Origin of the sequence: Rhodobacter sp. NSM, assembly GCF_052244495.1 — a bacterium.
Classification (GTDB): Bacteria; Pseudomonadota; Alphaproteobacteria; order Rhodobacterales; family Rhodobacteraceae; genus Cereibacter_A.
Window position 1 is genome coordinate 270,454 of sequence record NZ_JBQPXH010000001.1, and the last position, 23,684, is coordinate 294,137.

Below are 23,684 nucleotides of genomic sequence, written 5' to 3' on the forward strand. Positions count from 1 at the left end.
GAATGGCCGGATGCGCGGCAGGCAGATGCCGGATGCGACGGACCCGATGAGGCGGGCCGGAGAATCCGGTGTCAGTAGCCGCGCCGCCGGTCCACCAGGTGCAGGAAAGGCTCGCCCGCCTCGCCCCGACGAATGTTCTCGGCGATCACGCGGCTTGCGCTGGCGGGCCGTGTCTCGGCCGCGATATGGGGCGTGACCGTGATACGCGGGTGGCTGCGGAAGGGGTGGCCGTCGGGCAGCGGCTCGACGCGGAAGACGTCGAGCGTGGCGTGACCCAGCCGCCCTTCGTCCAGCGCGGCCAGCAGGGCCTCGTCGTCGATCAGTGTGCCGCGGCCAGGATTGAGCAGGACCGCGTGCTTCGGCAGCCAGCCGAGGCGGCGGGCGTCCATCAGGTTGTCTGTCTCGGGCGTCGCGGGCAGCAGCGTCACCACGATCTCCGCCTGCCGCAGCACCGCCTCGAGGCTGGCCTCGCCATGGTGGGTCTCGACGTCCGGCAGCGCCTTGGGGCTGCGGCTCCAGCCGAGAGTTCGGAAGCGCAGGCCCGCGAGCGCCGTGGCGCAGGCGGCGCCCAGCTCGCCGAGCCCGAGCACCGCCACGGTCCGCTCGCGCGCAAGCGGTGGCACGATCTGGTGCCAGCCGGGCTCGTGCCGGATCCAGCGGTCGAGATCGAGATGATGGCGCAGCACGTGACCGGTCACCCAGTCGAGCATGCCCTCGGTCAGCGCGGGATCGACCATCCGGCAGAGCGGCTGGGTGAGGCTCGTGTTCCCCACGATCCGCTCGACCCCCGCCCAGAGGCTCAGGACCGCCTTCGCCCGGCGGTAGGGCGTGAAGTCGGTCACGTCGCCGCCGGGGGCGAAGACGATGTAGTCGACCGCCTCCGGCTCGGGCGCCTTGGTCACGACGCGCGCCGCAACGCCTGCCTCGGCGAGCGCCTCGGGCAGATGCTCGCGGTAGTCGGGCCAGCGGCGGGCCCCGGCGGCGAACCAGACGAGCGTCATCTCAGCCTGTGGACATGGGCGCTCTGCACGAGGCCGAAAGCCGCCATCAGCACCAGCATGGCCGAGCCGCCATAGCTGACCAGCGGCAGCGGCACGCCGACGACGGGGGCCATGCCCATGACCATCGACAGGTTCACTGCCAGATAGAAGAAGAAGTTCGCGGCGATCCCCAGGATCAGCAGCGACGAGAACCGGTCCTTGTTCTGCATGGCGGAGGCGACGCAGAAGGCGATCACCAGCGCGTAGAGCACGAGAAGCGAGGTCGCGCCCACGAAGCCGAACTCCTCGGCCAGCGTGTTGAAGATGAAGTCGGTATGCTTCTCCGGCAGGAAGTTCAGACGGCTCTGCGTGCCCTGCATGAAGCCCTTGCCGGCCCATCCGCCCGAGCCGAGGGCGATCTTCGCCTGGATGATGTTGTAGCCTGCCCCCAGCGGGTCGGCCGTCGGGTCGAAGAAGGTGTCGATCCGGCGGTACTGGTAGTCGTGAAGGAACTGCCAGGGCGTGCCGCGCAGGGTGAAGACCGAGAAGATCGCGCCCACGCCAATGGCGGCCACGATCCCGAAATACCACAGGCTCACCCCCGCGAGGAACATCACCGTCGCCCCCACCATCAGCAGCAGGAGCGCCGTCCCGAGGTTGGGCTGGATGACCACGAGCGCCGTGGGCACGAGGATCATCAGCACCGGGATCAGCACCCAGAGCGGTCGCGAGACCTTCTTCGGATCGAGCCAGTCGTAATAGGCCGCCAGCATCATCACCAGCGTGACCTTGGCCATCTCCGAGGGCTGCAGGACCAGCGGGCCGAGCGCGATCCAGCGCTGTGCGCCCATGCCCACCGTGCCGAAGAACTCGACCACGACAAGCAGCAGCAGCGAGACGAGATAGGCGACGCCGGCCATGTTGCGCCAGAACCAGATCGGCACGAAGGCCACGGCGAACATCATCACGAGACCCACGGCGAAGCGCTTCATCTGCGGCCCCGCCCAGGTGTCGATGTCGCCGCCCGCGACGGAGGTCAGCATGAGCCAGCCAACCGAGGCGGTAGCCGTGACCAGCAGCACCAGCGCCCAGTTGATGTGGAGCACCTTGGACAGGCCGGTCGGCGCGGTCTTGACGCGGTATTCGAGGAAACTCATGGCAGCCTCAGGCCCGCGAGCGGGTGGTGACTTCGGGTTCGATCTTGCGGAGCGGCAGGCTCGTGAGAAGCGTCTCGATCCGCGCGCGCTGGCTCTCGGGGTATGCGGAAAGCGGGGGCAGGGGGCCGGGCGTCAGGCAGCGCAGCAGCACGTCGCGCACGATGGGTCCCGCGACCGAAGAGCCGCCGCCGCCATGCTCGACCACCGCGGCCACCGCGACGCGGGGTGCATCGTAGGGCGCGAAGCCGACGAAGAGCGCGTGGTCGCGGCGGTTCCAGGGAAGCTGATCGTTCGAGATCACGCCGCGCGCTCGTTCGGCGGTGGAAATGTTGCGCACCTGGCTCGTGCCCGACTTGCCCGCCATGACGAGCGTCGGATCCACGATCCGGTTCGAGTAGCCCGTGCCGCGGCGGGCATTGATCACGGAGTGCATGCCCTCGCGCACTGCCCGCAGGATCGATCCGTTGACCCCGAGCATCGGAGCGTCCGCCACGGGAAGCTCCGTCTCTCCCACCGCGCGGACGAGGCGCGGCTGGACCGCCCGACCGCTTGCGACCCGCGCCGTCATCACGGCCAGTTGCAGCGGCGAGGCGAGGACGTAGCCCTGGCCGATCGAGGCGTTGATCGTGTCGCCGATCCGCCACTCCTGCTCGTAGCGTTGCCGCTTCCAGGCCTTGTCGGGCATGATGCCCTCGGTGATCGCGGACATGGGCAGATCGTGGCGGATGCCGAGGCCGAGCCTGCGGCCCATCTCGGCGATCTTGTCGATGCCCACGCGCTGCGCGACGTCATAATAGAAGACGTCGCAGCTTTCCGAGAGCGAGCGCGTCAGCGAGACCATCCCGTGCCCGCCGCGCTTCCAGCAGTGGAAGCGCCGTCCTCCGGTCTCGTAGTGGCCGGGGCAGTAGACGGCCGTGTCCAGACCGATGGCCCCGGCCTCAAGGGCGGCCAGCGCGGTCACCATCTTGAAGGTCGAGCCGGGCGGGTAGGCCCCCTGCACCGCCTTGTTGGCAAGCGGCCTGTGGTCGTTCTCGGTCAGCGCCGCATAGTCCTTGAACGAGATACCGCGCACGAAAAGGTTCGGATCGAACGAGGGAGAGGAGCAGATCGCGAGCACGTCGCCCGTCTGCACGTCGATCGCCACCGCCGCGGCGCTTTCCGCGCCAAGCCGCGCCTGCACGAAATCCTGGATCTCGGCGTCGATGGTCAGCCGGATGTCGTCGCCCGCCTCGCCTTCGACACGGTCGATCTCGCGCATCATGCGGCCGTAGGCGTTCACCTCGATCCGCTTCGTGCCGGCCTTGCCGCGCAGCGTGTCCTCCATCCAGGTCTCGACGCCGATCTTGCCGATCTGGAACTCGGGGATCTTCAGCAGAGGATCCGGATCCTCGATCTTGGCGAGATCGCTCTCGCTCACCGGTCCGACATAGCCCACGACATGCGCGAAGTCGCTGTCGAGCGGATAGGCGCGGCTCAGGCCCACCTCCGGCGTGACGCCGGGCAGGGAGGGGGCATTGATCGCGACCTTCGAGAGGTCATCCCAGGCCATCCGGTCAGCCACGATGATCGGCACGAAGGGGCTGTGGCGCTTCGCTTCGGCCATCACGCGCTCGATGTCGGGCTCGGTCAGCGGGATCACCCCTGCGAGGCGGCGCAGCACGGCCTCGACGTCGCCCGCATCCTCGCGGGTGATGACGACCCGGTAGTTCTGCTCGTTGCCGGCGATCAGGCGGCCGTTGCGGTCGAAGATCTGGCCGCGGGTCGGCGGAATGAGGCGGATGTTGATCCGGTTCTCCTCGGCCAGCAGCTTGAACTCGTCGGCCTGATCCACCTGCAGATAGCGCATCCGCGCACCCAGGACGGCGAACATGGCCGTCATGGCTCCGCCAAGGAACAGGGCGCGGCGGTTCACCTTCCGCGCGCTGTCCTCGGAATCGCGGGCGGATCGTCTCACATGCGCCTCCCGAAAGCGTCGAGTTCGCCCGTGGCGGGCTTGCGAAGGTCCAGAAGCAGCCAGCAGCAGCCGACGATGGCAGGATAGCAGAGGATCGTGGTGGCGGTCTGCAGCAGATGCTCTCCCAGCGCCGGTTGCGGCAGGAAGGCCATGGCGGCGATGGTGCGCTCGGCAAAGCGAAGTGCGAGCATGATCCCCGAGACGAGGAGCCATTCGACCGGGAAGCTCAATTCGCGGGTCAGCGCCGCGCGCGTGCGCAGGAACTCCGTCGCGACCAGCACGAGTGCGGCCCAGAGCCCCGGCGGACGCATCAGCAGCAGGTCCTCGAGCAGCAGGACCACCGCGAGGAGCAGCGCGGGCAGGTAGTCCGGCCGCCGGATCACCCAGGCGAGGATCAGGCAGAGGAGCAGATCCGGACCCGGCCAGGATCCCGCCTCGATGCCGAGCGGAAGCAGGCGCAGCATCACGAGGAAGGCACCGATGGCGACGAAGGCCGTCGGATATAGCCAGACGCGGCGGCGCACCCCATCAGCCATCGGCACCCTCCGCCGTCGCGGTCATCGGAGGGGCGGGGGGCCGGGCCACCAGCCCGCCCGGGTCGCTGATCGGCTCGAGCTCGTGGCTGCGCAGCACGCGCAGGAACTCGAGCCGCCCGTAGTCGGCGGCGAGCCGGACGCGGAGCCGCCGGTCCGGCCCCTGTGCCACCTGTCCCACGAGGAGATCGGCCGGGAACACCCCGCCGTCGCCCGAGGTCACCACCCGGTCGCCCGGCCGCACGAGGTCGGGCTTGTCGAGGAACTCGAGCGGCGGGGAGGGAGAGTTGTCGCCCGTCAGCAGCGCCCGCTGGCCCGAAGGTTGCACGGTCACGGGGATGCGGCTGCTCGTGTCGGTGAGCAGGATCACCCGGCTCGTGGTATTGCCCACGCCCGATATCCGGCCGACGAGGCCGATCCCGTCCATCGTGGCCCAGCCATCGCGGATGCCGTCGCGCGCGCCCACGTTCAGCAGCACCGACTGCCGGAAGGGCGAGCCCGAGTCGGCCAGCACGACGCCCGTCACATGGGTGAGCTTCGGATCGAGCCGCACCTGGTTCAGGTCCAGAAGCCGCGCGTTCTTCTGCTCGAGCTGGAGCGCGGCTTCCTTCCAGGCCTTCATCTGCTGAAGTTCCCGGCGCAGCTCCTGATTCTGCTCGTAGATCCGCGTGTAGGACTGGAAGTTCTCGACCATGGCCGCGACCTTGGTCATGGGCGTCATGAGCCATTCGAACGAGGGCACCACGCGGTCGATCAGCGCCGCTCGGAACTGCTCGACGCGGGGGCTGTCGATGCGCCAGATCAGGAAGATCCCGAGCAGCAGCAAGACCAGCCCGCCGACGAGGATGCGGCGCAGCGGACGGGTGAAATCCTCCGGTCTGGTCCGGTCTCGGGCCAAGGGCGCTCCCTCTCAGAGCCGGCGGCGGGGCCGTCAGCTTTCGTAGTCGATCACATGCCGGAGCTGTTTCTCGTATTCCAGCGCCTTGCCGGTGCCGAGGGCCACACAATTCAGTGACTCGTTGGCCACCGAGATCGAGAGGCCGGTCTGCTCGCGCAGCGCGAGGTCGAGATCGCCGAGCAGCGCGCCGCCGCCGGTCAGCATCACGCCGCGGTCGACGATGTCGGCGGCGAGATCCGGGGGCGTGGCCTCCAGCGCCTGCATCACGGCGTCGCAGATCTGCTGCACCGGTTCGGCCAGCGCCTCGGCGACCTGCGCCTGGTTGATCTCGGTCTCCTTCGGCACGCCGTTCAGAAGGTCGCGGCCGCGGATCGTCATGGACTGGCCGCGCCCGTCGTCGGGCATCCGCGCGGTGCCGATCGAGGTCTTGATCCGCTCGGCGGTCGAGTCGCCGATCAGCAGGTTCTGGTGGCGGCGGAGATAGGCCACGATCGCCTCGTCCATCCGGTCGCCGCCGACCCGCACCGAGCGGGCATAGACGATGTCGCCGAGCGAGAGCACCGCGACCTCGGTCGTGCCGCCGCCCACATCCACCACCATGTTGCCGGTGGGGTCGGTGATGGGCATTCCCGCGCCGATGGCCGCGGCGATCGGCTCGGCGATCAGGCCTGCGCGGCGGGCGCCGGCGGACAGGACCGACTGGCGGATCGCCCGCTTCTCGACCGGGGTCGCGCCGTGCGGCACGCAGACGATGATCTTCGGCTTCGAGAAGGTCGTGCGCTTGTGCACCTTGCGGATGAAGTGCTTTATCATCTCCTCCGCAGTGTCGAAGTCGGCGATCACGCCCTCCCGCATCGGGCGGATGGCCTCGATGGAGCCGGGCGTGCGGCCCAGCATCAGCTTGGCGTCCTCGCCCACGGCCAGAACCTGCTTCTTGCCGTCCTTGACATGGTAGGCCACCACCGAAGGCTCACTGAGGACGATGCCCTTGCCGCGAACGTAGATCAGCGTGTTCGCGGTGCCGAGGTCGATGGCCATGTCCGACGAGAAGAGGCCGGTGAGAAACGACATGCTCTGCTGATCCTGTCCTGCGAAGAAGGAAAATACCCGCGACTCTCGGCGAGGCAGGCGCCCTGCTTATAGGAAGGGTGCGACGAGAGGGGAAGGGCCCTGACGGGACGGGGCGGCGCCATTCCGCGCGTCGACAGCGGCCAGGGCGCAACCTCGGGTTGCAAATCTCGGGCCAAATGTTCGATATGTGCAAACGAACGCTCGTCGACAGCCGTTCGGCCCGGGGCAAGATCGCATTTGGACAGGTGAAGAAAAAGCCGAAATGGGTGGGAAAACGACCTGCACGACACCTTTGCTGCCGCGCTTCATTGCGCTAGCTTCCCGGCGCTCCGACATGATGGGGAAGCCGCTTGACACCCTCCGCCGCCCCGAGCCTGCCGCTTCGTAACCTCTCCCTCGATGCCCTGAAGATCGCCATGGCCGTGATGGTCCTGGGCCTGCACGCGGGCTTCCTGCGCGATGTCGATCAGGTGGCCTCGGACTTCTTCACCAACTGTCTCTTCCGCATCGCGGTGCCGACCTTCCTCGTGATCAACGGCTATTATCTCGAGCGACAACTCGATCGCGGCATCGGCCGCTGGGCCGCTCGCGTGGCTCTGCTTTACGTGCTGTGGATGGCGCTCTACGCGCCGCTCTGGCTGCCGGGGGCGCTGAAGGTTCCGGCCTTCGGGCGCGAGGTGGCGTTCTTCGGCTACTACCACCTCTGGTATCTGCTGGCGCTCCTCCTCGCCGGGCTCATGGTGGCTGCGCTGAGGAGGGCGGGCGAGCGGGTGCTGGCGCTGGCGGGGCTTGCGGCCTTCGCCGTCGGCGTAGGGATCCAGTATGCGGGCAACTTCCACCTCCTTGACGGTGCAATCGATGACCGGCTGAACGACGTCCAGACCTACCGCAACTTCCTGTTTGTGGGCTTCCCGTTCCTCGTCTGCGGCGTCCTCATCGCCCGCCACGAGGAGAGGTTTGCCAGGTTCGGCTCTTGGCGGCTTCTCGTGCCGGCACTTGCCCTGCTGGTGGCGGAATGGGCGGCGAACATGATCTGGAACCCGGACGATACGGTGTTCGAGATCTTCGTCTCGCTGGCCGTGGTCTGCCCGGTCCTGTTTCTCACGGTGAAGCGCTGGCAACTGGCAGGGACGAGCCGGGATCTGGGACAGTTCGCGACGGCCCTCTACCTCATCCACATCGCGGTGCTGCACTTCACCTATGACGTGGAGATGGGCGACACGCTGCGGACGTTCGTGGGTCTTGTCGTGGCATCGTTGCTTTCGGTGCCGGTGGTCATCGCCGCGCGCAGGCTTCCGTTGCTCTAGCCGGAAGGGCAGCCGGTTCGCGCGGACGCGGCGGAACGCCTCTGCGCGGGATGAGGCAAATCCCGCCCGGCGACGCCGTCGGCCCGAGGTGGGATGCACCGCAAGGCGGCCCGCAGCGAGTTCAGGAATGGCACACCACCGGGAGGAGCGGCGGCGGCATCCAGCGCCCGCCCGACCCGAGCGGGCTTGCGCCGGGCCGCCGTTGCGGCGGCCCGGTCTCGCCTCAGGCGTGGGACGTGTAGTGGACGTCCTTCATGTCCGCGCCCGGCGCCGATTTCTGGCGACGGTGGATCAGCCGGTTCAGCGCGTTCACGTAAGCCTTCACGCTTGCCACGACCGTGTCCGTATCGGCGGCCTGACCCGTGGCGATCTTGCCGTCCTCTTCCAGCCGGACGGAGACCGTGGCCTGCGCATCCGTGCCCTCCGTCACGGCATGGACCTGATAGAGATGCAGCCTCGCATGATGCGGGTAGATCATCTTCACCGCGTTGAAGGCCGCATCCACGGGGCCGTCGCCGGTCGCGTCGATGGAATGGTCGACGCCCTCGACCGAGAGAGTCATCTCGGCCTCCTGCGGGCCCTCGGTGCCGCAGATCACGCGCAGGCGCTTGAGTTGCAGGATGTCATGCTCGGCGCTCGTCACCTGGTCCTGGATCAGGGCCACGATGTCGTCATCGAACACCTCCTTCTTGCGGTCGGCCAGCGCCTTGAACCGCACGAAGACGTCGTTCAGCTGGTTCTCGGCCACGTCGTAGCCCAGATCCTTCAGCTTGGCGCGCAACGCCGCGCGGCCGGAATGCTTGCCCATCACCAGCGAGGTGTCCGCCAGCCCCACATCCGCAGGGCGCATGATCTCGAAGGTCTGGGAGTTCTTCAGCATCCCGTCCTGGTGGATGCCGGATTCATGCGCGAAGGCGTTCTTGCCGACGATGGCCTTGTTGAACTGCACCGGGAAGCCCGAGACCGTCGCCACCTTGCGCGAGATGTTCATGATCCGCGTGGTATCGATGCCTGTGCGGTAGGGCATGATGTCGTTCCGCACCTTCAGCGCCATCACCACCTCTTCGAGCGCGGTATTGCCCGCGCGCTCGCCGAGACCGTTGATGGTGCATTCGATCTGACGCGCCCCGGCCTCCACCGCCGCCAGCGCATTGGCCGTGGCCATGCCCAGGTCGTTGTGGCAGTGGGTGGCGAACACGATCTTGTCAGCGCCCGGCACCCGCTCGAGCAGCATCCGGATCAGGTCGGCGCTTTCGCGGGGCGCGGTATAGCCCACCGTGTCGGGGATGTTGATGGTGGTCGCGCCGGCCTTGATCGCGATTTCCACCACGCGGCAGAGATAGTCGTGCTCGGTCCGGGTCGCGTCCATCGGCGACCACTGCACGTTGTCGCAGAGGTTCCTCGCATGAGTCACCGTGTCGTGGATCCGCTCGGCCATCTGGTCCATGTCGAGGTTCGGGATTGCGCGGTGCAGCGGCGAGGTGCCGATGAAGGTGTGGATACGGGGCCGCGCCGCATGCTTGACCGCCTCCCAGCAGCGGTCGATGTCCTTGTAGTTCGCGCGGGCGAGGCCACAGATCACCGAGTTGCGCGACTGTTTCGCGATCGCCGACACGGCGTCGAAATCGCCCTCGGAGGCGATGGGAAAGCCCGCCTCGATGATGTCGACGCCCATCTCGTCGAGCAGGGCCGCAATCTCGAGCTTCTCGTCATGCGTCATGGTCGCGCCGGGCGACTGTTCGCCATCGCGCAGCGTGGTGTCGAAAATCAGGACGCGGTCCTGCTCGGAAGCGGTCTGGGTCGTATCGGTCATGTGAATTCTCTCGTGTTCCTCAGCTTCGGTCCCGGGCGCTGGTCACCTCCGAGCGGTCGCGCCCAAGGGCACGCTCAGAGGCAGCTAAGGAGAAGAAGCGCACGGGCGGGCCGCGCCGGAAGCGGCGTGGCGAAGCTGATCGCAATGGAGCGGTCCCGTGTCATGGCGCGGATATTACGGAGGGCGCGCCAAAAGGGAAGCGCCAAATTGACCCTGCGGAGCCCTTTTCGGCACTCGCTGCCCCCGGTCGCCACCGAGGATCTGTTCGATCGTACATCCTTCGCGGCCTGACGCCGGGCGACGAAAGTGCCTGCCGGGGATGCGCAAAGCGTTGCGCGTCCTGCAACTCGGCCATGCGGAAATCGCCTGCGCGGGCGGGTCGCGGGGCGCGGGTGCCCGAATTTGATGCAGCGCAAGCCTTGGATTTCGCAACAGGCGTAAACCTTGTCGGTGAGAAAGACACCTCTACCAGACCCATGCGCAGAAAGGACGACTGAGATGCTTGCGAAACTCCCGATGATCGGCCTCGCCGCGGGATTCGCCGCGGCCCTTGCCGCCCCCGCCGCCCTTGCGGCCCATTACGAGATCGCCATGGTGAACATCGGCTCGACCGGTGCCAAGGCCTTCGAGCCCGCCTTCATCCAGGCGAGCGTCGGCGACACCGTGACCTTCGTGCCGGTGGACAAGGGCTTCAACGCCGAGGTCATTCCCGGCATGCTGCCCCTCGGCGCGCGCGGCTTCCGCGGCGAGATGAACCAGCCCGTGACGATCACCCTCACGCAGGAAGGCGTCTGGGGCGTCAAGAGCATGCCCTATTACGGGATGGGGATGGTGGCGCTGATCCAGGTCGGCTCGCCCATCAACCTCGAGGATGCGCTGACCGTGCCGCACCCGGCCCGTGCACAGGCCCGGCTTGACCCGATCATGGCGCAGGTGCTGCAGAACTACGAGGCGAACTGACGACAAGGCGGGCCGAGGCCCGCCCCGCCAGAGCCAGGCCCGGCCTCCCGGCCGGGCTTTTGCGTTTGCTGAAGAGGCTGCCGGTCGCGCGGAGCGTGCGTCAAGGCCTCCTCGACCCGCGCCCTGCTTGTCGCGGGGTTTCCGTACAGGCAGGTGAACGGATCCTCCGGGGACTCCTTGCCCGCTCCGTGCTCCCGCGCCGGCAGGCGGCCGCTGTCTCGCGAGGCTCAGGACGGGTCGTGGACCAGCCGGAAGCCGAGGAAATCGGGCGGGATGCCGGCTGCACATCCACCTGAACGCGCGTCCCGCACGAAGTCGACGATGAAGGCACGGTGCTTTCCCTGCACGACCCGGACGCCGCAGAACCGCTCGGATCCCAGGGGCGTGCCGTCCTCGGCAAGCGAGACCTTCTCGTCGCAGGCGTCGGTCCATTCCCAGACGTTGCCCGCCATGTCCCAGACCCCGAGGCTGTTTTGCCCGAAGTGGCCGCTCGGGCGGGGCACGAGATCCGCCTCGCCGCGGCGCGCGACCTCGGAGCGGTAGCTCGCGAGCCATCGTTCGGACGGATCCGCACCCTCAGCTCCGAGGGCGCCGTCGAAGCCCCGCTCGGCCGCCGCCCGGAGCCACTCGGCATCGCTCGGAAGGCGCCACGGCTGCCCGGTTCGGCGAGACAGCCAGACGGCATAGGCACGGGCGTCCGACCAGTTCACGCCCGTCTGCGGCAGGCTCTCGCCCGCGCCGGTCACGGCCGCGACACAGGCGCCGTCCGCCACGCAGCGCGCGTAATCCTGCTGCGTGACCTGATGGGTCATGATGTCGAACGCAGCCATCCGGAGGAGCGTCTCGGGCGGATCGACGCGCCGGGTGCCGACGCGGAACTCGGCCGACGACCGGTAGTGCGCGGCCCCTGCCGGGATCCGGATCGTGTCGGGCGGCGCAAGGCGATCCTGCGGGGCGGGCGCGAGGCTGATCCCCGCGAACGAAGCCAGGGCCAGGAGACCAGAGACGAGGGCGGCGCGGAACATGAGGCGGATCCTTCAGTCAGGGGGGCACGCCGGTTGGCTGATCTCGGGCCTCGCCGGGCGGGACGACCGCGCCACAAAGGGCGTTGCGCAAAGGGTCCGGCCCGCAGACGGTTCAGTGCGGCTGCCGAAGGCGCGGCCCCATCCCGTGTCGCCTCGGGTCCGCGAGGAACTTCTGGGGCAAGCGATCGATCTGGCGAGGTCTTTCCCGGAAGGCACCGCCCATGGTGAAGAGCGCGAGGGGCGGCCGGATGTCCCGCAGCTCGGCCGAGCTGCGGGAGTGTTCGGGGGAAGGGCTGTCAGCCTGCCAGCCCGATCGGTGCCACGACCTGCTCCATCAGGTCGTTGTTCCACTCGCCCTCGACGAGGACATGCGCGGTTGCGCCCTTGTGGACGGCCTCGATCAGGTTGTGGTTCACGTAGGCGTAGACGCCCGGCTGCAGGAACCGGTAGAGGGCGGCCCCCGCCGAGCCGCCGCGGATGAACCAGGTCTCGAGGTCGCGCTCGGGCGTGTTGTGGAACTTGCCGGTTTCCCAGACCAGGTCGCCGTGGCCTCCGATGAGGTGCGGGCGCGAGTCGCGGTTGGGCTGGCTGTGGATGAAGAGAACCGTCTCGCCCACGTTGGCCTTCATCGCGTTGTCGCCGGTCAGCGCGCCCACCGCGCCGTTGAAGACGATGTGGCTCGGGGTCAGGGTGTTCATGACCTCCACCATGTCGTCATAGCCTTCGGACGGATCGGTGTAGCGCTTGTAGGTGCCGTCCGCGTCCTTCGGCACGTAGTGGTCGCTCTCGCCGATGTAGTAGATCCGGTCGTAGTGGACCGGCTTTCCGTCGGCGTCCTTCAGCCCCTCGCGCGGCAGGACCATGATGCAGCCAGCCATCCCCGAGACGACATGCCAGGGGATCATCGGGCCGCCGGGCGCGCAGTGGTAGACGAAGGTGCCCGCGCGGGTGGCCTTGAAGCGCAGCACCACCTTCTCGCCCGGATTGATGAGGGTGAGCCCGCCGCCCCCGAGCGCGCCGGTCGCTGCGTGGAAGTCGATATTGTGGGGCATCGTGTTCTCGGGCGGGTTGACGAGCGTCAGTTCGACATAGTCGCCCTCGTGCACGATCATCAGCGGACCCGGGATCGAGCCGTTGAAGGTCATGGCCTGCATCCAGGCGTCCTCGTCGAGCTGGACCTCCTTCTCGACGATCTTCATCTCGAATTCGTTGATGACCGGCCCGCCCGTCGCGACCTGTTCATGCGCATGGGCGAGGGGCGGGACGAGCAGCTCGTGCCTGACGCGCGGGAGATGGGCAAGGTCGGTCGGCGCGGCGACGGCGGCCGCCTGGGCGGGTGTCTCCCCTGCACCGGCAGTGCGGATCACGAGCGGTGCGGAGACAATGGCCGCTGCTCCCACAAGGGCGGCTCGGCGAGTGAACATCGGGTTTCTCCTTCGATGGATGATGCCTGTGACCCGATCGGTAGACCTCCGGTGCCGATGAAGTTTGCGAATGCGCAACAAGTGCCGGAAGCCAGACGGCCGCGGTCGCATATGTCGCAGGCGCGTGAAGGCTGATCGGATCCGGCCGGCTGCCGGAGGTCACGCGATGCTTGAGGCTCTGGAAGATGCCCGACTCTTGGCCGCGGGCGCATGAACCGCCCGAGGATTCCCTGGGGCGGCCTGCGCCTGCGGCCGGGAGCGTCCGGGCGGCGCGGAAGCCGCAACGGCGGACCCGCGCGGCGGATGGGCTTGCGCCGCCTGCCGGAGCCACGGCGCGGGCCGGCGGGGTCCGCGTCAGGGCTGTTCAGTTGGCGGGAGCGGCTTCGGCCGGCGGAGACGCGGCTTCGCCGGAAGAGCCATCTTGCGGCATGGCCTGGGCCTCGCCGGATGCGGCAGCGTCTCCGGCAGGGGCGGCGGCGGGCTCGGCGAGGATGCCGTCCTGCCAGGTGCCCGCACTCTCCTGCCCCGTGGCGTAGCGCATCACGCCCTGACCCTGACGCTTGCCGGCCTTGAACGTGCCCTCGTAGATGTCGCCATTGGCGTACGTCGCCGTTCCCTGGCCGTCGATCTCGCCCGCCTTCCAGCTGCCCTTGTAGCGGAAGCCGTCGGCCATCACGATCTCGCCCTCGCCCTCGCGCTGGCCGTTGACGAAGGGGCCCGTGTAGACGGTGCCGTCGGCATAGGTGGCCACGCCCTGTCCGTGGCGCTGGCCGTCGACCCAGTCGCCCTCGTAGCGGTAGCCGTCGGGATAGGTCATGACCCCGCGCCCGTGGTTCTTGGCGGCGTGGAACTCGCCCTCGTAGACGAGGCCGTTGGCATAGGTCGCCTTGCCTCGGCCCTCGATCACTCCGGCCTTCCAGTCGCCCTCATAGGTCGACCCATCCGGGTAGGTGATCTTGCCGCGACCCTCAGGCTGGTCCTCGTGGAACTGGCCGACATAGACCGAGCCGTCGGGATAGGTCACGCGCCCCTGTCCCTCGATCCGGCCGTCGACCCAGTTGCCTTCGTAGACATAGCCGTCCGTGCCGCGGAAGGTGCCCTTGCCGTGCCGGCGGTCGGACTTGAACTCGCCCTCGTACGTGTCGCCGTTCTTGTGGGTGACCTTGCCGGTCCCCTCGCGCTGGCCGTCCCTGAGTTCGCCCTCGTAGACGTCGCCGTTGGGCTGGGTGAGCTCGCCCTTGCCGTTGATCTGGCCGTTCTCCCAGGCGCCCACGTAGACGAGCCCGTCCGGCATCGTGAGCATGCCTTGGCCCTGCCGCTGACCCTTCACGAGGTCGCCCTCGTAGATCGCGCCGTCCGGATAGGTGATCTTTCCCCGACCTTCCTTGACGCCATCGACCCAGTCGCCTTCGTAGCGGTAGCCGCCCGGGTTCTCCATCACGCCCTGCCCGTGGTGCACCGCGTTGCGGAACGCTCCGGTATAGACCGAGCCGTTCGCGTAGCGGGCCACGCCCTCGCCGGTCATCTGGCCGGCCACCCATTCGCCCTCGTAGGTTCCGCCGTCCGAGAAGGTGATCTTGCCGCGGCCCTCGGGCTTGCCGGCGACGAAGGCGCCCTCGTAGACCGAGCCGTTGGGGAAGCGCGCGCGGCCTTCGCCGCGGATTTCGCCATCCACCCATTCGCCGGTGTATTCGTAGCCGTTGGGCAGCCGGTAGGTGCCCGTGCCATGCTGCAGGCCGTTGCGGAACGTGCCCTCGTAAACCGAGCCGTCGTCGTATTGCTTGGTCGAGACCGGCCCGGCATCCTGCGCGAAGGCTGCCTGTGCCCCCAGCGCGGCACCAAGTGCCATCGCGATCAGACTGCCTGCCCGGGCCTGTCCGATCCGTTCCTTCGTCTTCCGCATCCGTACTGCCCCGTTTGCCGACTGCCCCGCCTGCTGGCACCGCGCTGGCCGAGGGCGCAGCCTAGTGACTGACCCCCGGACTGACAAGCGCCCCGGCCGCTATCGCCTTTTCCTTGCCCTGCAGTCTGCTAGAAGACAAGCCAAACCGGCGTGAGCCGGGACTGCCGACGGATCGGAGACCCATGCCAGAACGCTTCCGCCTTACCCTTGCGCAGCTCAATCCGACGGTGGGCGACCTCGCGGGAAATGCGGCCCTCGCCAGGCGGGCATGGGAGGCCGCGCGCGACGCGGGGTCCGACATGGTGGCGTTGACCGAGATGTTCATCACCGGCTACCAGACCCAGGACCTCGTGATGCGCCCGGCCTTTGCACGCGATGCGATGGCGACGCTCGAGCGGCTGGCGGCGGACTGCGCGGAAGGCCCGGCGATCGGCATCGGGGGCCCGTGCCTGCGCGAGGGTCGGCTGATGAACGCCTATTGGGTGCTCGAGAGCGGCCGCGTGAGCGCCACGGTCTTCAAGCATCACCTGCCCAATTCCGAGGTCTTCGACGAGAAGCGCCTCTTCTCTTCGGGCGAGGTGCACGGGCCCTGCCGGGTGGGGCCGGTCCGCATCGGCATTCCGATCTGCGAGGACAGCTGGCATCCCGATGTCTGCGAGACGCTGGCCGAGACGGGCGCCGAGATCCTCCTGGTGCCGAACGGATCGCCCTATCACCGCGAGAAACTCGACGTGCGCGTCAACCTCATGGTGACGCGGGTGGTCGAGACCGGCCTGCCGCTCGTCTATCTCAACATGGTGGGCGGGCAGGACGATCAGGTCTTCGACGGCGCCTCCTTCGTGCTCAATCCGCGCGGTCGGCTGATGGCGCAGCTTCCGGCCTTCGAGGAGACGCTGGTCCATCTCGACTTCGAGGAGACGGAGGAGGGCTGGCGTGCGCTGCAGGCGCCCATCGTGGCGCAGCCCGACCTCTGGGAGGCGGATTATCACGCCATGGTGCTGTCGTTGCGCGACTATCTCGGCAAGAGCGGCTTCTCGCGCGTGGTTCTGGGGCTGTCGGGCGGGATCGATTCGGCATTGGTGGCGGCAATTGCCGCGGATGCCGTCGGCCCGGAGTCCGTGCGCTGCGTGATGCTGCCCTCGCGCTTCACCTCGCAGGCGTCGCTCGAGGATGCGGCGGCGGTGGCCCGCGCGCTTGGCTGCCGGCTGGACGAGGTCGGGATCGGCGGACCACAGGAGGCGGTGGGCGAGGCGCTGGCCGCGCTCTTCGCCGGAATTGCGCCCGGCATCACCGAGGAGAATATCCAGAGCCGGCTGCGGGGCCTCCTGCTCATGGCGCTGTCGAACAAGTTCGGCGAGATGCTGCTGACCACCGGCAACAAGTCCGAGGTGGCGGTGGGCTACTGCACGATCTACGGCGACATGAACGGCGGCTTCAACCCGATCAAGGATCTCTACAAGACGCGCGTCTTCCAGATGTGCCGCTGGCGGAACCTGCACCACCGTCCCTGGATGCAGGGACCGGCGGGCGAGGTGATCCCGCCGCGCGTGATCGACAAGGCGCCCTCGGCCGAACTGCGCGAGGACCAGAAGGACGAGGACAGCCTGCCGGCCTACGGGACACTCGATGCAATCCTCGAGGGGCTCGTCGACCGCGAGGAGAGCGTGGCCGAGCTGGTGGCGAAGGGCTTCGACCGCGAGGTGGTGAAGAAGGTCGAACGGCTGATCTTTCTCAGCGAGTGGAAGCGCTTCCAGTCGGCGCCCGGCACGCGGCTCACGCGGCGGGCCTTCTGGCTCGACCGTCGCTATCCGATGGTGAATCGCTGGCGGGACGAAAGCCGGGACTGAATCGCCTCTGGCCGAGAGAGGCGATTCAGTCCCGGAATCGCCTCTGGCCGAGAGAGGCGGGCGCTCGGCGCCCCCCGGGCCCGGGCTTCCCTTCGGCACAAGCAGCCAGCGCGAAAGGGAACGCCGGGAGCGGTGAGACGGTCGTGGCGCGTATCGCGCCGGGGCGGGTGCCGCAGCGCCGGCACCGGGGCGCGGGTTGCGGCGCCGGTCAGATTGCGACCGGGGTGCAGGAGAGCAGGAGGCGCTGGACGTCCTCGGGATGGCACAGCTCGGTCGCCTCGGTGATGACGGCGGCAGCGGCACCCGCCACGCCATGGGCCAGGGCCATCTCGGGCGGTTCGCCGCGCGAGAGCGCGAGGACGAAGGCACCGACGAAGGTGTCGCCGGCCCCGACCGCGCTGACCACCTCGACCGGCTCGGAGCGCGAGTGCCAGCGGCCGCGCGCATCGGCGAGGACGGAGCCGTCCGCACCGCGGGCGATGATCACGCAGTCGGCGACCCCGCGCGCCACCAGCGACGAGGCGAAGTCGGCAGTCTCGGCCGCGCATTCGAGCGGCCGGCCCGCCAGACTGGCCGCCTCGCTGTCGTCCATCCGCAGGATGTCGAGGTCGGGCACGCCGCCCGCCGCCAGATGGGCCAGCGGTGCGCCCGAGGTATCGGCCAGCAGACGGGCGCGCTTGCCGAGCAGGTTGGACACCATGGCGGGGAAATCGGCGGGCACGCCGGGAGGCAGCGAGCCTGACAGCACGACCATCCCGCCCTCGGGCACGGCCCGGTCGATGCGGGCAAGCGCGGCGTCCACCCGGGACGCGCTCCACGGCGCGCCGGGCAGCATGAAGCGGAACTGCCGGCCGGTGCCCGTCTCGGTGACGGTGAGGCTTTCGCGGGTTTCACCGGGGCCTGCGAAGGCCACGATTTCGATCCCGGCCGCGGCGACGAGCGCGGCGAGCCGCCCCCCGACATTGCCGGCAAGGGCGACGAAGGCCGTGCTTTCTCCGCCGAGGATTCGGATGGCGCGGCTGACGTTCAGCCCGCCGCCGCCCGGATCGACGCGCGGCTCGGTGCAGCGCAGCTTGATGCCCGGCAGCACCTCCGGCACGTCGGCGGCAAGGTCGATCGCCGGGTTCAGCGTCAACGTGAGGATAGGGGTCATGGCTCGGTTCCCGTTTTGGGGCAGAGTGCCAGACCCTTCCGCCGCACACAATGCCGCGATGCGGCGGAGCCGGACGGCCCGCCGCCGGCCGGAGGCGCTCCGACCCGCCGCATTTCTTCGCACCTCGACGCCAGGGCAAGGACCCGCGGCCGCTCCGCTCGCCGCCGTCCGGGGAACCGGAGGCGACCGGCTCCTGTTCGGTCTGGTCTGCAAGGAGGATCTCATGTCTGCAAAGCTCGCCATCCTGTTCTATTCCACCTATGGCACCAACCATCGCATGGCCGGGATCGCGGCCGATGCCGCGCGCACGGCGGGCGCCGAGGTGAGACTTCGCAAGATCGCGGAGACCGCTCCGGACGAGGTCGTGAACGGTCAGGAGGCGTGGAAAGCTCAGGTCGAGCGCATGGCCGACATCGAGACCGCGACACCCGCCGACTTGGAATGGGCCGATGCCTATCTCTTCTCGGCACCGACGCGGTTCGGGCAGGCGCCGAGCCAGGTCCGGGCCTTCATCGACACGCTGGGGGGCCTGTGGTCCGCCGGCAAGCTTGCGGACAAGCCCGTGTCCGCCATGACGTCGGCGCAGAACTTGCATGGAGGTCAGGAGGCGACGATCCTCGGGCTCTACACGACCTTCCTGCACTGGGGCTCGGTGATCGTGCCGCCGGGCTATACCGATCCCGTGCTCTACAAGGTCGGCGGGAATCCCTACGGCTACAGCCACACGCAGGGCGACGAATTCGACGATGCGGCCTGCGAAGCCATAGCACATCAGACGCGGCGCCTGGTGCGGATGGCCGAGAAACTGTCGGCCTGATCCGCTTTGGAAGGTGGGAGCGGCTACCGGGCCGGGCAGGGGGATCCCTGACCGCGCGAGCATCGGCGTGATCGGGGCCCACCTTGGTCCGCGGTGCCCGTGCCGCAGACGTCAGCTGTCGGGACGGGCGAGGCGGTAGCTGCCCTCCGGAAGGTTCAGGGCCGCAGCGAGGTCGCGCAACTGCGCCATCGACAGGGTCAGCCGCACCACCTCGTCCCGGCGCGGATCGAGTTGCTCTATGGTCACGACATCCTCGAAGGCAAGGATCGTGACATCCTCCTGCAGATGAGGGGCGCCTTCGTCGATGAGGGTGATGACGGTCGCGTCGAAGTCGTGCTCGATGGTGAACATGGGCGGATGCTAGGGCAGGGCGCATTCAACCTCAAGGCCCGGTTCCCGGCACCACCGGCGAGAGGCCGCACCTTTGCGTGACAGCCTCTTCCGCCTGACCGTCGTTCTGCTAAGGTTCGCGAAAAATCTGGAAGGGGTCAGGGATGCTGCGGGCCGGACTTGCCGCCGTTCTACTTGTCTTGGCGGGCTGTGCCGCACCGATGGGTCCGCAGGCGACCGGCCTTCCGGCATTTCAGCCGGCAACGGATCCCGGCCCCTTCGTGACCGCAGGCGACGCCGAAAGGGCATTCCCCGAGGTCGTGTCGCGGGTCGAGCCGGTGGCCGAGGCCATATGCCGCGAACGCACCCGCGGCGTGCCCTGCGATTTCCAGATCGCGGTGGATCCGCGACCCGGTCTCGATCCGAACGCTTTCCAGACACTGGATGCTCAGGGTCGGCCGGTGATCGGCCTGACGCTCTCGCTCATTACCGATGCGCGCAACGTGGACGAGCTTGCCTTCGTCGTCGGCCACGAGACGGCGCATCACATTCTCGGGCACATCCCTCGCCAGCGCGAAACGGCTTTGACCGGGGCCGTGCTTGCGGGCGTGCTCGCGCAGATGGGCGGGGCGGACGAGCAGACCATCCGCTCGATGCAGGATTTCGGCGCCAATGTCGGCGCGCGCAGCTATTCGAAGAATTTCGAGCTCGAGGCCGACGGGCTCGGCACGGAGATCGCCATCCGCGCCGGCTACGATCCGATCCACGGCGCGCAGTTCTTCACCCGGCTTCCCGATCCGGGTGACACGTTCCTCGGCAGCCATCCCCCCAATGCGCAACGCATCGCGGTGGTGCGCCGGTCGGCCGAGAGCCTTGGATTCGCCGGCGTCTGGTGAGCCTTGATCTGCGTCATGGCCGGGCCTGCGCCGAAGCCGGATCTTCGGCCTGCAACATTCCCGAGGAGGATCGCATGATCGGTTATGTCGAGGCGCCGCTGGCCTGGTCTCTCACGCGGGGGATGGCGCGGGTCGCGGGCGTGAACCTGCCCGACGCGGTGATCGAGGGCTGGCTGAGCCGGGCCGAGCTGGCCGAGATGGTGGACCGCTGCCAGGCCTGCACGGCCTCCGAGGCCTGCACGGGATGGTTGTCGCATTCCGGTCGCTCGACCGTGCTGCCGGCCTTCTGCCGCAACAAGGCCGAGATCGAGGCGCTGGCCTCCTGAGCCGCGGGTCGCGCCGGCGGAACATCCGCTTGCGCCGGCCGTTTCTTCCTCGACGGCCGCGACATCGCGCGGCCCAGCAGGAGGAGCCTCCGATGACCCCGAACACCGCCCCCAGCACGAGCAGCATGGTTTCGAGCGCCGACGTGAACGGCACCGCCGTCTACAGCCCGAAGGGTGAGCATCTCGGCCATATCGACCATCTGATGATCGACAAGGACTCGGGCGTGATCGCCTTTGCGGTGATGGGGTTCGGCGGGTTCCTTGGCATGGCCGAGGATCACCATCCGATCCCGTGGAAGAAGCTCAGCTACGACCAGACGCTCGGCGGCTTCGTGACCGACATCACCCGCGAGCAACTCGAGGGCGCGCCGCCTCGCGGCGAGGATTGGCGTGAAAATCGCAATTGGGGCGCCGCGACCTACAATTACTACGGCATTCCGCCCTACTGGATCTGACGGCCCGCCACGGCCCGACATGCGTCGGGACGAGCGATCGTCCTTCGCAGCAAGCCACGCGCCCAGTTGCGCGGTACCGAAAACCTTGGAACGGCGGCTTCGCTGCGGTCGCACCTGCGAAGAATGGAGGGAACGGCCGGCCGCCCCGGGTCAGGCCGGCCGTCCCCAGAGGTCGTAGTCTCCGGCCTCCTCGACCTCGACGGTCAGGATGTCACCCGCGGCGAGGCCCTCGAACCCGGTATCGATGAAGAGATTGCCGTCGATCTCGGGCGCGTCGGCCTTGGTGCGGCAGGTTGCGCCCTCGGCGTCCACCTCGTCCACGATCACCTCGAGCCGCCGGCCGACCTTGGCGGCGAGCTTCGCCTCCGAGATGGCCTGCGCCTTTTCCATGAAGCGGTCCCAGCGCTCCTGCTTCACCTCTGCCGGCACATGATCCGGCAGCGCGTTCGAGCGCGCGCCCGCGACATTCTCGTACTGGAAGCAGCCCACCCGGTCGAGCTGCGCCTCGTCGAGCCAGTCGAGCAGCGTCCGGAATTCCTCCTCGGTCTCGCCGGGATAGCCGACGATGAAGGTCGAGCGCAGCGTGATGTCGGGGCAGTCGCGCCGCCAGGCCGCGATCTCGTCCAGCGTGCGCGCCGCCGCGGCGGGACGGGCCATCCGCTTCAGCACCTCCGGATGGGCGTGCTGGAACGGGATGTCGAGATAGGGAAGCACCAGCCCCTCGGCCATGAGCGGGATCAGCTCGCGCACATGCGGATAGGGGTAGACGTAATGCAGCCGCACCCAGGCACCGAGCCGGCCCAGTTCGCGCGCGAGCGGCAGGATGGGAAAGCGCGTCTCGCCCTTCCAGTCGGTGCCATAAGCGCTCGTGTCCTGGCTGATGACCAGAAGCTCGCGCACCCCCGCCTCGACCAGCTTCTCGGCCTCGCGCAGCACCGCGCGCTCGGGCCGGCTCGCGAGTCGCCCGCGCATGTCGGGGATGATGCAGAAGCGGCACTTGTGGTTGCAGCCTTCCGAGATCTTCAGGTAGCTGAAGTGCCGCGGCGTGAGCCGCACGCCCGTTGCGGGCAGAAGATCGACGAAGGGATCGGGCGAGGGCGGCACCGCGCCATGCACGGCGTCTAGGACCTGCTCGTACTGGTGCGGCCCGGTGACAGCGAGCACCTTCGGATGCGCGCCGGTGATGTAGCCCGGCTCGGCGCCGAGACAGCCGGTGACGATCACCCGGCCATTCTCGCGCAGCGCCTCGCCGATCGCCTCGAGGCTCTCGGCCTTTGCGCTGTCCAGGAAGCCGCAGGTGTTCACGATGACCGCATCCGCCCCCGCGTAGTCCGGCGAGATGGCGTAGCCCTCCGCGCGCAGCCGCGTCAGGATCCGCTCGCTGTCCACGAGCGCCTTCGGGCAGCCGAGAGACACCATGCCGATGGTCGGCTGCCCCTCGCGGCGGGGGCTGTCGATCACCGGTCGCGGCGCGAGGTCGGGGCGGAGGCTGGGCGGGTTCTGGGACATCGCGCCGATATAGCGCGCGTCCTGCGAGGGCGGAAGTCCCCGACCCCTTCATTCTCGCCCAAATATCCTCGGGGGGTGCGGGGGGCAGACAGCCCCCCGCGGGCTCCGGCCGTACCCGACCTCAGCCCGTCACCAGCGCCAGCCGCGAGAAGAGTTCGGCGATCCCGGCGGTATCCACATTGGCGAAGGCGATGCGGAGCTGGCGCCGCCCGTCCTCGGACCCCTCGGGCTGGAACATGGTGCCCGGCAGCATCAGCACGCCCGCCTCGCGGACGAGACGCTGCGCGAGCCGGTCCGAGGCCTCGGCGAAGGGATGCTCGACATAAGAGAAATAGGCCCCGCACCCGAGGAGCTTCCAGCCCGCCAGCGCCGAGAACCCGCCCGTCATCGCCGTGCGCCGCGAAAGGATCTCGTCGCGCTCGCCCGCCACCCATTGCCCCAGGTTGCGCATCCCCCAGAGCGCGCCGATCTGGCCGAGCTGGCTCGGGCAGATGGCGACCGTGTCGAGGAACTTCTCGACCTCGGCCAGCCGCGCGGCCGAGGCCACCACCGCGCCCACGCGGTGGCCGGTCAGCCGGTAGGCCTTGGAGAAGGAGTAGAGATGCACCAGCACCCCGTCCCAGTCCGGATCGGCGAAGAGGTCGTGTGGCGCGCCGCTGCGGCTGTCGAAGTCGCGGTAGGTCTCGTCCACGATCAGCGCGAGGCCGTGCGCGCGGGCCACGTCGCGGAAGGCAGCCAGCGTCGCGGCCGGGTATTCCACCCCGCCCGGGTTGTTGGGCGTCACCAGCACGATGGCGCGGGTACGCGGCGTGATCAGCGCCTCGGCTCGTTCGGCGTCGGGCAGCAGCGTGGGGCCGGTCGGCAGCGGCACGGTGACGACACCCTGCATGTCGAGCCACATCTTGTGGTTGAAATACCACGGCGTGGGCAGGATCACCTCGTCGCCCGCGCCGGCGAGCGTCGCCATGATGGCGCAGAAGGCCTGGTTGCAGCCCTGGGTGATGGCGACCTGAGCCGCCTCGATCCGCCCGCCGTAGGCCGCAGACCATTGCGCCGCCACCTCCTCGCGCAGCGCCTGCATCCCCAGCACCGGGCCGTAGAGATGGGCCTGCGGATCGTGCAGTGCGGCCTCGGCCAGTGCCTCGCGCAGCCCGAGCGGCGGCGGTTCGACCGGGGCTGCCTGGCTCACGTTGAGAAGCGGGCGTTCCGGCGGAAAGCTGACCCCCTGCAGCCAGCGCCGCGCCTCCATCACCGGGGGCGGGAAGGTGGCAGCCATCGCGGGATTGAGCGGCAGGGTCATGGGGTGCTCCTGTGGCAGGCGCCGGG

Annotated in this window: 21 protein-coding genes; 7 read left to right on the forward strand and 14 right to left on the reverse strand. The window is 68.7% G+C overall.

What is annotated here, in order from left to right:
* Positions 1–71: 71 nt before the first annotated feature.
* The 6 genes from ACTVZP_RS01255 to ACTVZP_RS01280 are packed head-to-tail and all read right to left on the reverse strand — an operon-like array spanning position 72 to position 6,593.
* Positions 72–1,001 carry a 2-hydroxyacid dehydrogenase gene (locus tag ACTVZP_RS01255; protein WP_443210259.1) on the reverse strand — a complete coding sequence of 310 codons (930 nt, stop codon included), beginning with the start codon at positions 999–1,001 and terminating at the stop codon, positions 72–74.
* Positions 998–2,137 carry a rod shape-determining protein RodA gene (gene rodA, locus ACTVZP_RS01260; RefSeq protein ID WP_443210260.1) on the reverse strand — a complete coding sequence of 380 codons (1,140 nt, stop codon included), beginning with the start codon at positions 2,135–2,137 and terminating at the stop codon, positions 998–1,000. Before rodA ends, ACTVZP_RS01255 begins: the two co-directional genes overlap by 4 nt.
* A 7-nt stretch (positions 2,138–2,144) precedes the next feature.
* Positions 2,145–4,091 (reverse strand): penicillin-binding protein 2, encoded by a 1,947-nt coding sequence (gene mrdA / locus ACTVZP_RS01265; protein WP_443210261.1) that lies wholly within the window; start codon positions 4,089–4,091, stop codon positions 2,145–2,147.
* Positions 4,088–4,627 carry a rod shape-determining protein MreD gene (locus ACTVZP_RS01270; protein ID WP_443210262.1) on the reverse strand — a complete coding sequence of 180 codons (540 nt, stop codon included), beginning with the start codon at positions 4,625–4,627 and terminating at the stop codon, positions 4,088–4,090. The genes mrdA and ACTVZP_RS01270 overlap by 4 nt, the downstream gene beginning before the upstream one ends.
* Entirely contained in the window at positions 4,620–5,522 is a 903-nt protein-coding gene (mreC, locus tag ACTVZP_RS01275) for a rod shape-determining protein MreC (RefSeq protein ID WP_443210263.1), read from the reverse strand. The genes ACTVZP_RS01270 and mreC overlap by 8 nt, the downstream gene beginning before the upstream one ends.
* 33 nt (positions 5,523–5,555) lie before the next feature.
* On the reverse strand, positions 5,556–6,593 hold the full coding sequence (locus ACTVZP_RS01280; protein ID WP_002719492.1) for a rod shape-determining protein: 1,038 nt from the start codon (positions 6,591–6,593) through the stop codon (positions 5,556–5,558).
* A gap of 350 nt (positions 6,594–6,943) precedes the next feature.
* Between ACTVZP_RS01280 and ACTVZP_RS01285 the strand changes: the two genes are divergently transcribed.
* On the forward strand, positions 6,944–7,900 hold the full coding sequence (locus ACTVZP_RS01285; protein ID WP_443210264.1) for an acyltransferase family protein: 957 nt from the start codon (positions 6,944–6,946) through the stop codon (positions 7,898–7,900).
* Between the two features lie 223 nt (positions 7,901–8,123).
* Here ACTVZP_RS01285 and ACTVZP_RS01290 read toward each other — a convergent pair whose 3' ends face one another.
* Entirely contained in the window at positions 8,124–9,713 is a 1,590-nt protein-coding gene (locus tag ACTVZP_RS01290; RefSeq protein WP_443210265.1) for a 2-isopropylmalate synthase, read from the reverse strand.
* A 498-nt stretch (positions 9,714–10,211) separates the two neighbouring features.
* Here ACTVZP_RS01290 and ACTVZP_RS01295 point away from each other — a divergent pair, with 498 nt between their 5' ends.
* Positions 10,212–10,673 (forward strand): pseudoazurin, encoded by a 462-nt coding sequence (locus tag ACTVZP_RS01295; protein WP_443210266.1) that lies wholly within the window; start codon positions 10,212–10,214, stop codon positions 10,671–10,673.
* A gap of 227 nt (positions 10,674–10,900) precedes the next feature.
* Here the strand turns inward: ACTVZP_RS01295 and ACTVZP_RS01300 are convergent, their stop codons facing one another.
* The 3 genes from ACTVZP_RS01300 to ACTVZP_RS01310 form a co-directional block, all read right to left on the reverse strand.
* Positions 10,901–11,698 (reverse strand): SUMF1/EgtB/PvdO family nonheme iron enzyme, encoded by a 798-nt coding sequence (locus ACTVZP_RS01300; RefSeq protein WP_443210267.1) that lies wholly within the window; start codon positions 11,696–11,698, stop codon positions 10,901–10,903.
* A gap of 296 nt (positions 11,699–11,994) precedes the next feature.
* On the reverse strand, positions 11,995–13,122 hold the full coding sequence (gene nirK / locus ACTVZP_RS01305) for a copper-containing nitrite reductase (RefSeq protein ID WP_443210268.1): 1,128 nt from the start codon (positions 13,120–13,122) through the stop codon (positions 11,995–11,997).
* Between the two features lie 364 nt (positions 13,123–13,486).
* On the reverse strand, positions 13,487–15,025 hold the full coding sequence (locus ACTVZP_RS01310; protein ID WP_443210269.1) for an MORN repeat-containing protein: 1,539 nt from the start codon (positions 15,023–15,025) through the stop codon (positions 13,487–13,489).
* Between the two features lie 182 nt (positions 15,026–15,207).
* On the opposite strand from ACTVZP_RS01310, the gene ACTVZP_RS01315 reads away from it, so the two are divergent.
* Positions 15,208–16,872, forward strand: coding sequence for an NAD+ synthase (locus tag ACTVZP_RS01315; protein ID WP_443210270.1), 1,665 nt, complete (start codon positions 15,208–15,210; stop codon positions 16,870–16,872).
* A 208-nt stretch (positions 16,873–17,080) separates the two neighbouring features.
* Here ACTVZP_RS01315 and ACTVZP_RS01320 read toward each other — a convergent pair whose 3' ends face one another.
* Positions 17,081–18,025, reverse strand: a complete 945-nt coding sequence (locus ACTVZP_RS01320) for a 1-phosphofructokinase family hexose kinase (RefSeq protein WP_443210271.1) — start codon at positions 18,023–18,025, stop codon at positions 17,081–17,083.
* Between the two features lie 223 nt (positions 18,026–18,248).
* On the opposite strand from ACTVZP_RS01320, the gene wrbA reads away from it, so the two are divergent.
* Positions 18,249–18,842, forward strand: a complete 594-nt coding sequence (gene wrbA / locus ACTVZP_RS01325) for an NAD(P)H:quinone oxidoreductase (RefSeq protein ID WP_443210272.1) — start codon at positions 18,249–18,251, stop codon at positions 18,840–18,842.
* A 111-nt stretch (positions 18,843–18,953) separates the two neighbouring features.
* Here the strand turns inward: wrbA and ACTVZP_RS01330 are convergent, their stop codons facing one another.
* Positions 18,954–19,193 (reverse strand): hypothetical protein, encoded by a 240-nt coding sequence (locus tag ACTVZP_RS01330; RefSeq protein ID WP_443210273.1) that lies wholly within the window; start codon positions 19,191–19,193, stop codon positions 18,954–18,956.
* Between the two features lie 143 nt (positions 19,194–19,336).
* Here ACTVZP_RS01330 and ACTVZP_RS01335 point away from each other — a divergent pair, with 143 nt between their 5' ends.
* From ACTVZP_RS01335 to ACTVZP_RS01345, 3 genes are all read left to right on the forward strand, one after another.
* The gene (locus ACTVZP_RS01335) at positions 19,337–20,068 is read left to right on the forward strand and encodes a M48 family metalloprotease (RefSeq protein WP_443210274.1); all 732 of its coding nucleotides are present in this window, start codon (positions 19,337–19,339) and stop codon (positions 20,066–20,068) included.
* Positions 20,069–20,142: 74 nt separating this feature from the next.
* The gene (locus ACTVZP_RS01340) at positions 20,143–20,394 is read left to right on the forward strand and encodes a DUF6455 family protein (RefSeq protein ID WP_443210275.1); all 252 of its coding nucleotides are present in this window, start codon (positions 20,143–20,145) and stop codon (positions 20,392–20,394) included.
* Between the two features lie 92 nt (positions 20,395–20,486).
* Positions 20,487–20,849, forward strand: coding sequence for a PRC-barrel domain-containing protein (locus tag ACTVZP_RS01345; RefSeq protein WP_443210276.1), 363 nt, complete (start codon positions 20,487–20,489; stop codon positions 20,847–20,849).
* Positions 20,850–20,999: 150 nt separating this feature from the next.
* On the opposite strand, the gene rimO is transcribed toward ACTVZP_RS01345, so the two are convergent.
* Both rimO and ACTVZP_RS01355 read right to left on the reverse strand, forming a co-directional pair.
* The gene (gene rimO / locus ACTVZP_RS01350; RefSeq protein WP_443210277.1) at positions 21,000–22,358 is read right to left on the reverse strand and encodes a 30S ribosomal protein S12 methylthiotransferase RimO; all 1,359 of its coding nucleotides are present in this window, start codon (positions 22,356–22,358) and stop codon (positions 21,000–21,002) included.
* Between the two features lie 121 nt (positions 22,359–22,479).
* On the reverse strand, positions 22,480–23,658 hold the full coding sequence (locus ACTVZP_RS01355) for an aminotransferase (RefSeq protein ID WP_443210278.1): 1,179 nt from the start codon (positions 23,656–23,658) through the stop codon (positions 22,480–22,482).
* Positions 23,659–23,684 lie beyond the last annotated feature (26 nt).

Coding starts and splice junctions, on each gene's coding strand:
- ACTVZP_RS01255 (WP_443210259.1), bottom strand. CDS start 1,001: ATGACGCTCGTCTGGTTCGCCGCCGGGGCCCGCCGCTGGCCCGACTAC.
- rodA (WP_443210260.1), bottom strand. CDS start 2,137: ATGAGTTTCCTCGAATACCGCGTCAAGACCGCGCCGACCGGCCTGTCC.
- ACTVZP_RS01270 (WP_443210262.1), bottom strand. CDS start 4,627: ATGGCTGATGGGGTGCGCCGCCGCGTCTGGCTATATCCGACGGCCTTC.
- ACTVZP_RS01280 (WP_002719492.1), bottom strand. CDS start 6,593: ATGTCGTTTCTCACCGGCCTCTTCTCGTCGGACATGGCCATCGACCTC.
- ACTVZP_RS01290 (WP_443210265.1), bottom strand. CDS start 9,713: ATGACCGATACGACCCAGACCGCTTCCGAGCAGGACCGCGTCCTGATT.
- ACTVZP_RS01295 (WP_443210266.1), top strand. CDS start 10,212: ATGCTTGCGAAACTCCCGATGATCGGCCTCGCCGCGGGATTCGCCGCG.
- ACTVZP_RS01300 (WP_443210267.1), bottom strand. CDS start 11,698: ATGTTCCGCGCCGCCCTCGTCTCTGGTCTCCTGGCCCTGGCTTCGTTC.
- nirK (WP_443210268.1), bottom strand. CDS start 13,122: ATGTTCACTCGCCGAGCCGCCCTTGTGGGAGCAGCGGCCATTGTCTCC.
- ACTVZP_RS01310 (WP_443210269.1), bottom strand. CDS start 15,025: ATGCGGAAGACGAAGGAACGGATCGGACAGGCCCGGGCAGGCAGTCTG.
- ACTVZP_RS01315 (WP_443210270.1), top strand. CDS start 15,208: ATGCCAGAACGCTTCCGCCTTACCCTTGCGCAGCTCAATCCGACGGTG.
- ACTVZP_RS01320 (WP_443210271.1), bottom strand. CDS start 18,025: ATGACCCCTATCCTCACGTTGACGCTGAACCCGGCGATCGACCTTGCC.
- wrbA (WP_443210272.1), top strand. CDS start 18,249: ATGTCTGCAAAGCTCGCCATCCTGTTCTATTCCACCTATGGCACCAAC.
- ACTVZP_RS01330 (WP_443210273.1), bottom strand. CDS start 19,193: ATGTTCACCATCGAGCACGACTTCGACGCGACCGTCATCACCCTCATC.
- ACTVZP_RS01335 (WP_443210274.1), top strand. CDS start 19,337: ATGCTGCGGGCCGGACTTGCCGCCGTTCTACTTGTCTTGGCGGGCTGT.
- ACTVZP_RS01340 (WP_443210275.1), top strand. CDS start 20,143: ATGATCGGTTATGTCGAGGCGCCGCTGGCCTGGTCTCTCACGCGGGGG.
- ACTVZP_RS01345 (WP_443210276.1), top strand. CDS start 20,487: ATGACCCCGAACACCGCCCCCAGCACGAGCAGCATGGTTTCGAGCGCC.
- rimO (WP_443210277.1), bottom strand. CDS start 22,358: ATGTCCCAGAACCCGCCCAGCCTCCGCCCCGACCTCGCGCCGCGACCG.
- ACTVZP_RS01355 (WP_443210278.1), bottom strand. CDS start 23,658: ATGACCCTGCCGCTCAATCCCGCGATGGCTGCCACCTTCCCGCCCCCG.